Below are 13,463 nucleotides of genomic sequence, written 5' to 3'. Positions count from 1 at the left end.
TTTCGTCAGGAGTCGCGCGGGCCCGGGTCCGATACCCCGGGCTTAGCTTCGGGGGATGGGCGACACGCGTCACAGCAGAGCATCCCGCTTCCCGTTCCCGTCGTTCCCGTCGTTTCCGGACCGGTCCCGGGGGGTCCGGGACCGGCTGCCTTCCGCGCCCGGGTTCTGGCGCAGTCCGGTGCGCGGCGTCCGGTTCACGGCGGTGCTCGGTCTGGTCCTCCTCGTCGGGCTGACCCTGGTGTTCGTGACGGGTCTGCTGTCGTACGCCGCGTACAACCCGGATCTTGCGGCGGTCAACGACAAGACGCCGGGGAAGGGGCTGCTGGGGTTCTATCTCTTCGCCTGGCCGACGGGACCGCACTGGCTGTACCGGCTGGACCAGGGGCTGCATGTCACGGGCGGCATCGTGCTCGTACCGGTGCTGCTGGCGAAGCTGTGGTCGGTGATCCCGAAGCTCTTCGCACTGCCGCCGGCCCGGTCGGTGGGGCATGCGCTGGAACGGGTCTCGTTGCTGCTGCTCGTCGGCGGGGCGCTGTTCGAGTTCATCACGGGACTGCTCAACATCCAGGTGGAGTACGTGTTCCCGGGGTCGTTCTATCGACTGCACTTCTACGGGGCGTGGGTGTTCTTCGCCGGGTTCGTCGCCCATGTCGGGCTGAAGCTCCCGCGCGCTGTACGGGTGCTGCGCAGCGGAGAACTGCGTGGTGAGGCGGATGAGCTGACTGCCCCTGCCCCCGACGCGCCGACCATCTCCCGGCGCGGTGCGTTCGCCATGGTGGGCGCCGGATCGCTGCTCCTGCTGGTCACCTCGGTGGGACGGAGTTTCGACGCGCTGCGGAGCACCGCTCTCCTCACCCCGCGGGGGGTCGCCGACCCCGGATCGGGGCCCAACGGGTTCCAGATCAACAAGACGGCCGCGTCCGTCCGGGTCACCGCGGCCGACACGGGGGAACGGTGGCGGCTGACGGTCCAGGGCCCCGCCGGGGAGCGTACGTTCACCCGGGAACAGCTGCTGTCCATGGACCAGTACAGCGCGGCGCTGCCGATCGCGTGCGTGGAGGGCTGGTCGACCTCGGACCAGTGGTGGCGCGGGGTGCGGCTGCGGGACCTGGCGGCGCTCGCGGGGTATCCGGACCGGCCGCCGGGGGTGCTGGTGGAGTCGGTGCAGCGCAGCGGCCCGTTCCGCACAGTGGCACTGCGGGACAACCAGGTGCGCGACCCGCGCTCGCTGCTGGCGCTGGAGGTCAACGGCGAGACGCTGTCGCCGGATCACGGGTACCCGGCACGGATCATCGTGCCGGCCGCGCCCGGTGTGCTGAACACCAAATGGGTGGGCCGGCTGACGTTCGGAGAGCTGTGATGGGACGGAGCGGCGAGCAGGCCGGCGAACGGGCGAAGCCGACCGGGCCGGGAGCGGTCTTCAGGCGTTGGTACGGGGAAGGGCCGCTGCAATTCGTCCTGCTGGCCGCCACGTTCGCGGTCGCGGGCTATGCGGGGGTGCGGCTGCTGGAGGGGGACACGTTCGCCGTGGTGGTGTGGTTCGTCGGATCGGCGCTGCTGCACGACCTGGTGCTGCTGCCGGTGTACGCGACGGCGGACCGGGCCGTACGCGCGGTGCTCGGACCGCGCTCCGGCCTGGTCAACTTCGTCCGCGTACCCGCCTTCCTGTCCGGGCTGCTCCTGCTGATGTGGTTTCCCCTGATCACCCGGCAGGCGAAGCACTACGAGCCGGCGAGCGGACTGTCCCTCGACGTCTTCCTCGGGAACTGGCTACGAATCACGGCTGCGCTGTTCGCGGTGTCGGCGCTCTGGCTGACGGTCCGGACCCTCCGGTCGCGGCGCAGGGCGACGAACGGGCGGCCGTCCGCCACCCACTGACCGACCGGGTGCCAGCCGTTCGGCTGCGCGTACCGGAGCAGGGCAGGGGCGCCGATCCGGGCCCAGGGGAAGTGCCCGTCCCCGGCATCGGTACGGCCCGGCCCGCCGGCCCCGTTCACGGTGGGGCGGCCGTCGTACAGCCGGACCTGGACCCGCTCGTCGATGTCCGGCGACGCGGTCTCCGCGATGAGCAGACCGCCGGGGGCGAGCAGTTCCGCGGTGCGCAGCAGAAGGCCGTGCGGGTCGCCGCCGATGCCGATGTTGCCGTCGATGAGCAGGACGGTGCCCCAACGGCCCTCGCCGGGCAGCGCGTCGAAGACGGAACGGCGCAGCGCCGATCCGCCGATCCGCAGAGTGTGGGCGACGGCCGTCTCGCTGACGTCGATGCCGAGCGCGCGGTGGCCGCGGGCGGCCAGTTCCGCGACGAGGCGGCCGGGCCCGCAGCCGATGTCGAGGACCGGCCCCTCGCAGCGGCGCAGCGCGGACAGGTCGGCGGCGTCGGCGCCCCCGCACCAGCGCTCGACGTCCAGAGGGAGCAGCCAGCCGTCCGTGCGGCGGAGGAAGAGCGGACCGTGGCCGTTGCGCAGCGCGTTGGCGTACGGGTCGGTGCCCCACGGGGCGGTGTCCGGGTGCGCGGTGATGGGACGCCCGGTTGCCGGGGGCGCGGGAGCCAGCACCGAGCGGTTCGGCACGGTCCCGCTCATCGGGCCGCCGCCCCGGTCAGCCGGGCGAGGGTCGCGGCGAACTGCCCGTGCGGTGCGGCAGCTGCGACGTGCACGGCGTCCGCTGCCGTGTCCACGTCCCGCAGCGGCGGCAGATCGCGCACGGTCAGCCCTGCGTCGACGAGCCGGCGCCGCTGGAGGGCGCCGGTCTCCGGGACGGACATGGGCACGCCGCGCACCAGATCCGGGTCGGGTGCGGCCAGGCCCAGCGCCCAGAAGCCGCCGTCGTCGGCGGGCCCGAACCAGGCGTCGCACCCGTCCCAGGCGTCCGGGGAGAGCGCGGGCGTCAGATGGGCGGCGGTGATCTGAGGGGTGTCCATGCCGATGAGCAGCGCCGGCCCGGCACAGCCGCCGAACGCCGCCGCGAGCCGCTCGTCGAGCCGGCCGGTGGACTGCGCGACGACTTCGATGCCGGGCGGCAGCCAGGGCCCGGGCCGTCCGTCGAGCACAAGGACGCGCCGCCGGGCCGGCAGGGAGAGCATCGTGCGCAGCGTGTCACTGAGCGCGGCCTCGGCGAGCTGCGCGGCTTCGACGGGGGTGAAGGGCGGGGTCAGTCGCGTCTTGACGAGGCCGGGCAGCGGTTCTTTGGCGATCACGAGGAGCGTGGTGGGGCAGGGCGCGCCGCCACGGCGGGCGCGTGCCGCGCTCATCGGGACGCCCCCGGGCCCACCGCCCGCGCCGAGGTCCGTTCCGGCGGCTCGCGCAGTACGGCGCGCATGTCGCGTACCGCCTGCCATGTTCCCCGCCAGGTGCCGGTCACCTTGGACCTGCCGGTGCGCGGGAGATAAGGGACATCTGTCTCGGCGACCCGCAGCCCGGCGTCCGACGCGCGCACCACCATCTGCAGCGGGTAGCCACTGCGCCGGTCGGTGAGGTCCAGGGCCAGCAGGTCCGCCCGGCGCCCGGCCCGCAGCGGACCGAGGTCGTGCAGGCGCAGGCCCGTCCGGCGGTGCAGCATGCGGGCGAGCGCCAGGTTCCCCGCGCGGGCGTGCAGAGGCCAGGCGCCGCGGCCCTCGGGACGCCGGCGGCCCAGGAGCAGATCCGCCTCCCCGTCCGCGATCCGGCGTACGAAGCCGGGCAGCAGCCCCGGGTCGAGGGAGCCGTCACAGTCGCAGAAGCAGACGAACTCCGCCTCGGCGGCGAGCAGTCCGGCATGGCACGCGGCGCCGAAACCGCGCCGCCGCTCGTGCACGACGGTCGCCCCGAGGGTGCGGGCGAGGTCCGCCGATCCGTCGGTGGAGCCGTTGTCGACGACGATGGCGCGCCAGCCGTACGGGATGCGGTCCAGCACCCGGGGCAGCGCCGCGGCCTCGTTGAGGCAGGGCAGGACCACATCGGCGCGCGGGGATCGGGTGCGGAAGGAGTCGGTCACCTCGTTCACCCTACGGAGCGGAAACCGACATTTCGGTCTTGAGGTTCTTACGAAAGCCGGACGTCGGCCCTTCGGCGGACCGCCGACCGGCTCTCCCGGCAACCGGGATGCCAAGGTGGCTGCATGGAGAACATCCAGGACGCCCCGGGTTCCGGCACCGCCCCCGGCGTCCCGCGCGGCCAGGTCCTCGTCGTGGACGACGATCCGACGGTCGCCGAGGTGGTGGTGGGCTATCTGGACCGGGCGGGTTACGACGTCCAGCGGGCCGGCGACGGCCCGGCGGCGCTGGAGTGCTTCGCCGCGCGCCGGCCGGACCTGGTCGTCCTCGATCTGATGCTGCCCGGCATGGACGGCTTCGAGGTCTGCCGCAGGATGCGGGCGCACGGCCGTGTGCCGGTCATCATGCTGACGGCGCGCGGGGACGAGGACGACCGCATCCTGGGCCTGGAGACGGGCGCGGACGACTACGTCACCAAGCCGTTCAGCCCGCGCGAGCTCGTGCTGCGTGTCGATGCGGTGCTGCGCCGGGGACGGGGAGCGCCACCCGGCGCGGACGCCGCCCGGGCCCCGTCGGAGTGCGCCGGACTCCATGTCGATCCCGCGGCCCGCCGCGCGGTGCGGAACGGTCGTGAGCTGGCCCTCACCCTCCGGGAGTTCGATCTGCTGACCTTCTTCCTGCGGCACCCCGGCCGGGTGTTCACCCGGGAGGAACTGATGCGGGAGGTCTGGGGATGGGACTTCGGGGACCTGTCGACGGTGACGGTCCATGTGCGGCGGCTGCGCGGCAAGGTCGAGACGGATCCGGCCCGTCCGCGGCTGATCCAGACGGTGTGGGGTGTGGGCTACCGCCTGGACCCTGTCCCGGTTCCTGCCCCGGCTCCGGCCCCGGACCTGCCGGACGGCACGAGGGCCGCGCCACCGGCCGCTCCGGCCACCGAGGGGGACCCTTCATGACCGACCTCCTCCTCATCGCACTCTTCGCGTTCCTGGGCGCCGCCGCAGCCGGGCTTCTCGGCGCACTGGCCCTGCGCCTCTTCCGGCACCGTTCGCTCGTCGTGTCGCTGAGCGTCGTCGCGGCCGTCGCCGTGACCGCGATGCTCGCCGGGACCCTCGTGGTCGCCTGGGCGATGTTCCTGTCTCCGCACGATCTGACCGTCGTCACGACCGTTGTCGCCATGGCTGCGGTGGTGTCCCTCGCCACCGCGATGCTGCTGGGCCGCTGGGTCGCGGCCAGGAGCCGGGACCTGGCGCTCGCGGCCCGTTCGTTCGGCGACGGCGGTACGTTCGCCGCCCCCGAGGAGCAGGCGACCGCCGAACTCGCCTCCCTGGCGAGGGAACTGGCGGCCACGAGCGCCAAGCTCGACAGCTCCCGGGAGCGCGAACGCGCACTGGAGACGTCGCGGCGCGAGCTCGTCGCATGGATCTCGCACGATCTGCGGACCCCGCTCGCCGGGCTGCGGGCCATGTCGGAGGCGCTGGAGGACGGCATGGCCGCCGACTCCGGCCGCTACCTGCGGCAGATACGGACCGAGGTGGAACGCATGAACGACATGGTCGGCGACCTCTTCGAACTCTCCCGGATCCACGCCGGATCGCTCACCCTGACCCCCACCCGCATCTCCGTGTACGACCTGGTCGGCGACGCCCTCGCGGGCGCGGACCCGCTGGCGCGCGAGCACGGGGTGCGGCTGGTCGGAGACCGTATAGACGCCGTGCCGGTGGAGGTCGACAGCAAGGAGATGAGCCGGGTCCTGGGCAATCTCCTGATCAACGCGATCCGCCGTACGCCGGCCGACGGCACGGTCGCGGTGGCCGCGCGCCGTGCCGACGGCGGGGTGGTGCTGTCGGTGACGGACGGCTGCGGGGGCATCCCCGAGGAGGACCTGCCGCGAGTCTTCGACACGGGCTGGCGCGGCAGCCACGCCCGTACGCCACCCGCCGGTGCGGGACTCGGGCTGGCGATCGTCCGCGGCATCGTGGAGGCGCACGAGGGCCGGGCACAGGTCCGTAACGTCACGGGCGGCTGCTGCTTCGAGGTCACCCTCCCGGCGGCCGCTCAGGCATGAGCGGGCCGTCCTCGACCGCCCGCGGGGGCCGGCCTCAGTTCCGCCCCCGCGAACTCCTTCATCCCCTCCGCGAACCCCACTTCCGGCCGCCAGCCCAGCTCCTCCCGCAGCCGACGCGAGTCCGCTGTCACATGGCGTACGTCCCCGAGCCGGTACCCACCGGTGATCTCCGGTGCCGGGCCGCCGTGCGCCGAAGCCAGTGCCGTGGCCATCTCGCCGATCGTGTGCGGGTCGCCGCTGCCCGTGTTGTACGCGGTGAAGCTCCCGGCCGCCCGGTCCCGCACGGCCTCCAGCGCCACCGCGTTGGCGGCCGCCACGTCGCGTACGTGGACGAAGTCCCGCCGCTGGCAGCCGTCCTCGAAGACCTGCGGTGCCTGGCCCCGGGCCAGCGACGAGCGGAAGAAGGACGCGACACCCGCGTAGGGGGTGTCGCGCGGCATCCCCGGTCCGTACACGTTGTGGTACCGCAGGGCCGTCGCCCGGCCGCCCGTCGCCCGCGCCCACGCGGCGGCGAGATGTTCCTGGGCGAGTTTCGTCGCCGCGTACACATTGCGCGGGTCGGCCGGCGTGTCCTCGGCGACCAGGCCCGGGGTCAACTCCGCCCCGCAGTCCGGGCAGCGCGGTTCGAACCGGCCCGCCGCCAGATCGTCCACGACGCGCGGCCCGGGCCGGACCCGCCCGTGCCGGGGACAGTCGTACCGCCCCTCGCCGTACACGACCATCGACCCGGCGAGCACCAGATCGCCCACCCCGGCCCCGGCCATCTCCGCCAGCAGGACGGCCGTCCCCAGATCGTTGCAGCCGACGTACTGAGGGGCGTCCGCAAAGTCCTTGCCCAGGCCGACCATCGCGGCCTGGTGGCACACCGCGTCGACGCCCCGCAGCGCATCGGCCACGGCGCCCCGGTCCCGTACGTCGGCGACGATCAATCCTTCCCGGCCGGAGCGGGCACTCCCGCCGTGCGCCGACTCCAGCAGCGCGTCGAACACCACCACGTCATGGCCGCGCGCCACCAGCGCTTCGGCGATGTGTCCCCCGATGAACCCGGCTCCGCCGGTGAGCAGTACGCGCATGACGCCACGTTAGGTCCCCGGGCACGCTCCGCCCCGGCGCCGTACGGCACGTCACCGGAGCGTAAGGACTGCAAGCACCGGCCGGCGCGCGGTCAGGGCGTCACGACGGGGAAGTCCGGGTCCGTGGTGTCCAGGACCGACACCAGGGTCCGGAACGCGCCGATGTCCCCGGTGTGCTCGATGGTGTCCAGCCCCTTCCCGGCCAGCAGGTGAAGCAGCTGCGGCCGGGTCAGGGTGAACGTCACGTCGGCGGGGGTGCCTTCGAAGCCGGGGGCGCCCTCGAAGCCGACGCCGGCGTCCGCCGGTTCCTTCCTCGTCGGTACGAGGACGCCGTTGCGCAGGCTGGTGCGGTACTGCTCGTCCAGATCGGTGAAGTGCCAGTCCAGCGTGGCCCGGTGATCCCATGCCTCGGGGCCGTTGATGCGGATGGCGAGCGAGTCGAAGATCTGCTCGACACTCAGGGCGTCGGCCATGCCTGCGGCGGTGAGGGCGGTCTTGGTGACGCCCTCGCGCAGTTCGAGGGCGCCCATGAGGTAGCAGTTGCGCCAGGTCGCGTTCTCGGCCCCGTGCGCGAGCTGCTCGAAGGTCCGGGCGAGCAGCTCCTTGGCCCCGGTGTGGTCGGGCTGCGCGAAGACCGCGTGTTTGAGCAGTTGGGCCGCGAACCGCAGATCGCCGTCGGAGACGTATTCCTCGGCGCGGGCGACCACCGCGTCGACACCGCCCATGCAGTCGGCGTACCGGCGGGCGGACTCGGCCGGCGGGTGCTCCCACAGCGAGGAGGGGTGGCCGTCGTACCAGCCCAGGTAGCGCTGGTAGATCGCTTTCACGTTGTGGCTGACGGAGCCGTAGTAGCCGCGGGCGTGCCAGGAGCGGGCGAGGCCGGGCGGCAGTTCGATCGCCTCGGCGATCTCGGTGGCGGTGCGGCCCTGGTTGGCCAGCCGCAGGGTCTGGTCGTGCAGATAGGCGTACAGGTCGCACTGTTCGGTCAGGAACGTGGTGAGCTGCTCCGTGCCCCAGATGGGCCAGTGGTGGGAGGCGAACAGGACGTCGCTCTCGGAGCCGAAGAGCTGGATGGCCTCGTCGAGGGAGCGGGACCAGGTCCGGGCGTCGCGGACCACGGCACCACGCAGGGTCAGGATGTTGTGCAGGTTGTGGGTGGCGTTCTCGGCCATGCACAGGGCCCGGTGCTCGGGCAGATGGAAGTTCATCTCCGAGGGCGCCTCGGTGCCGGGCGTCAGCTGGAAGTGGAACACCACGCCGTCGACCGTCTCGACCTCTCCGGTGCCGGTGATCTCGATGGTGGGCGGGAGGAGGCCGGGATTTCCGGTGGAGGTGGTGAAGCCGAGGCCCATCCCGACCAGGCCGGTGGGGCCGCGGTCGAGGTTCATGCCCGAGTAGTAGGCACCGCGCCGCAGCATGGCCGTACCGGCGTAGACGTTCTCCGTGACCGAGTGCTCCAGGAAGCCCTGCGGGGCGAGGAGCGGTACGCCGTCGGCCTGCTCCGCCCGGCCGATGACGCCGTGGATGCCGCCGAAGTGGTCGAGGTGCGAATGGGTGAAGAGCACGCCGGTGACCGGGCGGTCGCCGCGCTGTTCGCGGTAGAGCGCGAGGCCGGCCGCGGCGGTCTCGGCGGAGACGAGCGGGTCGACGACGATCACACCGGCGTCGCCCTCGATGAGGGTCATGTTCGACATGTCGAAGCCGCGGATCTGGTAAATGCCGTCGGTCACCCGGTACAGGCCGGCGCGGGCGCACAGCTGGGACTGCCGCCACAGGCTCGGATTGACGGTGTCCGGGCAGTCCCCGTCCAGGAAAGCGGTGCTCGCGAAGTCCCACACCACGCGTCCGTCGGTGGTGGTGACGGCCGTGGACGACGGGCCGGCCACGAAGCCCCGGTCGGCGTTCTCGAAGTCCGTACGGTCCGCGAAGTCCGGCGTGATCGGAGCGGCAGGTGTGCCGGATGCTGCGCTTGTGGTCATGCTGATCTCCTGGGGCCGGTGATGCGCTGGCAGCGAGGACGTCGCCGCGCAGCCACCCCGCCACCGGCCAGGTGGCGGTCCCGGTCCTCGACCGCTCGGTCATGGCCGGCCCGGGTCAGCCCGTCGGCCCACGCATCCCTCCCGGGGCACGTGAAGCGCCGTCCCGGACCCGTACTGCAGGACGCCTCAGCCAGTAAAAGTCCGTCGGTACACGACTATTTGGGCATGCGTGACGTTACGCAACCGGGGAGGCGCGGGGAGAAGCACCGGTGGCCGAACGGCCGTCAGACGAGCAGGAACGCACCCGCCGTCGCCGCGCCCAGCGACGCTCCTGCCACCACCTGGGCGACGGTGTGGTACCCGAGCGCCACCCGTGACCAGCACACGGCGGCCGTCATCGCGTACGCCAGGAGCCACCACGGGGAGTGGACGGCGGCGAGCAGCGCGACGACCGCCGAGGCGACCGACGCGTCCACCGAGATCTTCCAGACGGTGTTGACGGCCAGCAGAACGACCGTCATCGCCCACAGTGCCAGCATCGCCACCAGAATCCCGGTCGGCGCGTGCCCGAGGACCATGACGACCGAGCCCGCACCGATCGAGCCCAGGATGACGAAGAAGATCGGCGCACGCTTCGTACGGTCGACGACATGCCGGTCGCCCCAGGTGCCGCGCCCCCGTTCCCACTCGATGTAGCCGGCCGGGACGAGCCCCGCGCACAGGGCGCCGAGCAGGCCCCACAGCAGGCCGGCCCAGTGGCCCGCGGCGGCCAGGCCGATGGCGAGCATGCCGACCAGCAGGACGTTGCGGGGCTGGAAGACGTCCGTGACCCTGCGGGCCGACGACGCCCGGGTGACGACGGTGGGGTCGATGGTGGACGTCACGCCGTCTTCTCCATGTCGGTCATGGACGCCAGGACGTGCCGGGTCCGGTCGTCGGTGATCGTTCGGTACGCGGCCGCCACCTGCACCAGCCACGCCACTTCGCCGTCCTGGTCGGTGGCGTACTGGGTGCCGACCGCCCCGGCCGGCCCCGCGGGTGCGCCACTGCTCCTGGCCGCCAGTGCGGCCTTGATCCAGTACGCGTCGGCGAGCGGTCCGGCCTTCGCGGAGTCCGGGGTGTCGGCGGCGGCCGCGGTCTCGGCGGCCGGCAGCAGGCTGTCCGGTACGTAGTGGCGCAGCTTCTCGACCGCGTCCGCGATGTCGGCGGCCCACCGGTCGATCCGTAGATCGGCGGGGGTGTCGAACCGGGTCAGTTCGCGGCGCAGCGACTGCGGCGGCTCGAACGGCTGGTCGGGGAACGCGGTCATCAGCTCGTACCACAGGACGTGCAGCCGGCCCTGGGCCCGCCACAGCTTCGCCCGGCGCCGGCCCTTGCTGAGGGCGGGGATGGACGCGCCGACCGCGAAGAACGCGAACAGCACGAGCTGCGCGGCCTCGGTGACCTCGTCGAACTGCAGGGCGAAGGACGGGCTCGGCCGGTCGATGACGCTGATCCACAGGAACAGCGTGCGGCTGACGGTGTAGCCGACCCCGATGAACATCGCGAACGTCATCATGCCGAGTCCCACCCGCAGATGGCGGAGCCGGGCGCCGGCGGTGGCCAGCGCCCACTGGTACGCGCAGACCGCGGACGCGGCACCGAGGTAGAGGTAGAACACGCTCATGTACAGCGTGGCGCCCCACTGGCCGGCATGGTCGGAGACAAAACGGTCCGACGGTACGGAACGGTCGACGACGGTGAAGAAGAGCACCGTCAGCAGGACCAGCGTGGCAACGGACGCCTTCGCTGCCACCTGCTGGATCGTCCGGGCGAACCGTACGTGCCGCGGGATGTCACCGGCGTCGGGGTACTGGCCGTAAATGGCGACGATGTAGCTGAGGATCGCCAGGATCGCGGCAGTCGCGGTGTAGTGCTTGAGCAGGACCGAGAGATCGGTGACCGGGCTGTCGTTGAGGCCGATCCGGACGACCCGGGTCTTGGTCCACAGGGCGACGGCGAATCCGGCGTAGCAGCCCCACAGGGCCCGGCGACGCTTGTCCTCCTCGTCGCCCCACAGGGCGGCCGGCATGCGCCAGATGGCGACGGCCGTCATCAGTCCGGCTATGAGGTAGCCGGCGAGGTCGAGCGGGGTCACGGCGAAATTCCTCTGGGTGGGGGACAGCTGGAGGGTGGTGGCGCGGGCAGGTGGCTGGTCAGGTCCGGCCGAACAGGCCGCGGCGACGGCGGTGCGCGACGGGACGGGAGAGCGAATTGGCGAGGCGGCCCACCATGTCGTCGCTGGTCACGTCCCTGGCCATCCGGGGGATGAGCGAGGCGCCGAACTCGGCGACCCGCTCGTCATGGGTGTCGTACTGGGCGCGCGCCTGCACCGTGCCGTCGCCCGCCCCCAGTGCGTCGGCGACACCGGAGTCGAGGACCCGGGAGATCAGAGACGTGTCGAAGACGGGCAGCAGCCGCTGGAGCTGCTCCGCGTCGAGCGAGGTGCCGTGGTCGAACCACTCGTGGCACAGCTCGTGCAGGATGACGTGTTGCGTCTGGTACGCGGTCGGGCGCCTCCGGTAGAGCACGAAGCTGGTCCGGCCGGAGGCCAGGCGCAGCCCGCAGGCGGCGTTGACCCGCGCCAGCCGGTCGGGCATTTCGTGCAGCACGATGGTGCGACCGCGGGCCGCCTCCATGTTCGCCACCAGAGCGGCGACGGAGAACGGGGCGGGGATGGGAAGGTCGGCCAGCCCGGACTCGCACTCTTTCCGCAGCGCACGCAGGGACATGAGGTCTACTGCTCCGACCCGCCGTCGGCTGCGTCGCCCCGGCAGTCCTTCGCGTCCGCCAGGAGCGAGAGCGCGAAATGCAGCAGCTCCGGCGGAAGGCCGTCGTCGTCGAGGCCACGGCCGGCCAGCCCGCTGATCTCCCCGGTACGCCGCTTCGCGAGGAACCGCAGACCCGCGACGACATCGTCGACGACCTCGGACTCCTCCTTGAAGAAGCGCCAGTCGACGCCGAAGCCCAGCCCGAGGGCCTTGAGGATCTCCTCGGACGGCTGGGTGACCTTCCCGGCGAGGATGTTCGAGAAGTAGCTGTGCGACAGCGACCCGCCGCGCTCCTTGACCAGGTCCGCGAAGACCCGCCCGGAGATCTTCTGGCCGGGGAAGGTCTCCTCCACCATGTACTCGACCTTCTGCTGCAGTGTCCGCAGCTCCGGCGCGTGTTCTTCGCCGTTGTCCATCGGGGCCCCCACGTTCACGTCCGCCGCACGCGCGTCCGAGCGGAACATCCTGCTCCGGTGCCAGGAGCGGGCTTGCGCAAACACTCTACGTCACTGTTAACTCGAAAAAACATGGGCAAGGGACCACGAGGGGAGTCCCTTGCCCATGACGTCGTCGTGCGTCCGCGCAGGCCTGCAACGAGTCGTAGCCCTTCACGACGGGGGATGCGTGAAGGGCTACGCGTACATTATGGCCGCCGGCCAGGCCGTCATCAACTGACCGTCCGGTCAGTGTGTCCGGCCGGGCGTGCGGGCAGGTGCGCGGGGGCGCGGGTGGAGAGGCGTACGACGGTCCGTCGGGCTCCGGGTGGCCGACCTCTCCGGCAGGCAGATAATTTCACCTGACGGGTCCGGGAAATCTGTCGTGGCTATGATAGAGATGATGGCTCGCACCATGAGAGTTTCTTTTTCGGTCAACGAAATCAGAGACACTTCCGATGTCTCTCGCCGCGGGCCCGGAAGAGGTGCAAATGCCCGCAGAACCCCCTCCGCACGCCGCGGACCGACTCGATGACGACGACTACCCCGCCTACACCATGGGGCGTGCCGCGGAGATGATCGGCGCCACGCCCGGATTCCTCCGGGCGATCGGTGAAGCCCGCCTGATCACGCCCCTGCGGTCCGAAGGCGGCCACCGCCGTTACTCCCGCTACCAGTTGCGCATCGCGGCCCGCGCCCGTGAGCTCGTCGACGGTGGCGCGCCGATCGAGGCCGCCTGTCGCATCGTCATCCTGGAGGACCAGCTGGAGGAGGCGCTGCGCCTCAACGCGGAGCTGCGCCGGTCCACGGCGGGTTCGGCCGGCGGAGCGGGCGAGGGGTCCTGAGGTCGGGCCACGGGACAGAATATCTGCTGCCGCAAGCACAGAATTTTACGCAATGCACGATGAGGGTTTATGGCACACCGGACGGAGTGTAATTACTTGCCGCGCCCGGACGGCTCCATCGTGCTAGTGTGGATCCCAGTTGCAGTTGTGGTTCCCAAAACTCCAAGTGCTCTCGCCGACGTAATGTGCCGGTGAGCGCGCTTTTGTATTTCCGGCATTCTTGTTCCGGACGGGGTAATCATCGCGGCGACGCGGGTTCCGCACAGTGCGGGTCCCCGGGCACT

The 13,463-nt window shown here is 71.7% G+C and carries 13 protein-coding genes; 4 read left to right on the top strand and 9 right to left on the bottom strand.

All coding sequences use genetic code 11. The annotated features are described in order from the left end of the window. Positions 1–55: 55 nt before the first annotated feature. Positions 56–1,360, top strand: coding sequence for a molybdopterin-dependent oxidoreductase (locus ABZV38_RS01090; protein WP_356323194.1), 1,305 nt, complete (start codon positions 56–58; stop codon positions 1,358–1,360). A gap of 361 nt (positions 1,361–1,721) precedes the next feature. On the opposite strand, the gene ABZV38_RS01085 is transcribed toward ABZV38_RS01090, so the two are convergent. From ABZV38_RS01085 to ABZV38_RS01075, 3 genes are read right to left on the bottom strand one after another with little or no spacing between them, the layout of a single operon-like run. Further along, positions 1,722–2,582, bottom strand: coding sequence for a methyltransferase domain-containing protein (locus ABZV38_RS01085; RefSeq protein ID WP_356323192.1), 861 nt, complete (start codon positions 2,580–2,582; stop codon positions 1,722–1,724). Next, positions 2,579–3,250 (bottom strand): DUF2064 domain-containing protein, encoded by a 672-nt coding sequence (locus ABZV38_RS01080; protein ID WP_356323191.1) that lies wholly within the window; start codon positions 3,248–3,250, stop codon positions 2,579–2,581. The genes ABZV38_RS01085 and ABZV38_RS01080 overlap by 4 nt, the downstream gene beginning before the upstream one ends. Further along, a complete protein-coding gene (locus ABZV38_RS01075) occupies positions 3,247–3,981 on the bottom strand; it encodes a glycosyltransferase family 2 protein (RefSeq protein ID WP_356323189.1) in 735 nt (244 codons plus the stop codon). Before ABZV38_RS01075 ends, ABZV38_RS01080 begins: the two co-directional genes overlap by 4 nt. 114 nt (positions 3,982–4,095) lie before the next feature. On the opposite strand from ABZV38_RS01075, the gene ABZV38_RS01070 reads away from it, so the two are divergent. Both ABZV38_RS01070 and ABZV38_RS01065 read left to right on the top strand, forming a co-directional pair. Further along, positions 4,096–4,926, top strand: coding sequence for a response regulator transcription factor (locus tag ABZV38_RS01070; protein ID WP_356323187.1), 831 nt, complete (start codon positions 4,096–4,098; stop codon positions 4,924–4,926). Further along, positions 4,923–6,038: a HAMP domain-containing sensor histidine kinase gene (locus ABZV38_RS01065; RefSeq protein ID WP_356323185.1), complete on the top strand. Its 1,116-nt coding sequence runs from the start codon at positions 4,923–4,925 to the stop codon at positions 6,036–6,038. The genes ABZV38_RS01070 and ABZV38_RS01065 overlap by 4 nt, the downstream gene beginning before the upstream one ends. Here ABZV38_RS01065 and ABZV38_RS01060 read toward each other — a convergent pair. From ABZV38_RS01060 to ABZV38_RS01035, 6 genes are all read right to left on the bottom strand, one after another. Further along, the gene (locus tag ABZV38_RS01060; protein ID WP_356323183.1) at positions 6,029–7,111 is read right to left on the bottom strand and encodes an NAD-dependent epimerase/dehydratase family protein; all 1,083 of its coding nucleotides are present in this window, start codon (positions 7,109–7,111) and stop codon (positions 6,029–6,031) included. The two genes, ABZV38_RS01065 and ABZV38_RS01060, sit on opposite strands and share 10 nt — an antisense overlap. 92 nt (positions 7,112–7,203) lie before the next feature. After that, positions 7,204–9,090, bottom strand: a complete 1,887-nt coding sequence (locus ABZV38_RS01055; protein ID WP_356323180.1) for an alkyl sulfatase dimerization domain-containing protein — start codon at positions 9,088–9,090, stop codon at positions 7,204–7,206. A 284-nt stretch (positions 9,091–9,374) separates the two neighbouring features. Beyond that, positions 9,375–9,974 (bottom strand): hypothetical protein, encoded by a 600-nt coding sequence (locus tag ABZV38_RS01050; protein ID WP_356323178.1) that lies wholly within the window; start codon positions 9,972–9,974, stop codon positions 9,375–9,377. Continuing rightward, positions 9,971–11,227 (bottom strand): MAB_1171c family putative transporter, encoded by a 1,257-nt coding sequence (locus ABZV38_RS01045; RefSeq protein ID WP_356323176.1) that lies wholly within the window; start codon positions 11,225–11,227, stop codon positions 9,971–9,973. Before ABZV38_RS01045 ends, ABZV38_RS01050 begins: the two co-directional genes overlap by 4 nt. Positions 11,228–11,285: 58 nt before the next feature. Continuing rightward, positions 11,286–11,861, bottom strand: coding sequence for a toxin (locus ABZV38_RS01040; RefSeq protein ID WP_356323174.1), 576 nt, complete (start codon positions 11,859–11,861; stop codon positions 11,286–11,288). A 5-nt stretch (positions 11,862–11,866) separates the two neighbouring features. Continuing rightward, positions 11,867–12,316, bottom strand: a complete 450-nt coding sequence (locus ABZV38_RS01035; protein ID WP_356323463.1) for a hypothetical protein — start codon at positions 12,314–12,316, stop codon at positions 11,867–11,869. A 509-nt stretch (positions 12,317–12,825) separates the two neighbouring features. Between ABZV38_RS01035 and ABZV38_RS01030 the strand changes: the two genes are divergently transcribed. Further along, entirely contained in the window at positions 12,826–13,179 is a 354-nt protein-coding gene (locus tag ABZV38_RS01030) for a MerR family transcriptional regulator (protein ID WP_356323172.1), read from the top strand. Positions 13,180–13,463: the final 284 nt, after the last annotated feature.

Origin of the sequence: Streptomyces sp. NPDC005181, assembly GCF_040608395.1 — a bacterium.
Lineage (GTDB): Bacteria > Actinomycetota > Actinomycetes > Streptomycetales > Streptomycetaceae > Streptomyces.
The sequence above is the reverse complement of the archived record's forward strand: the minus strand, read 5'-3'. Positions and strand labels throughout refer to the sequence as shown.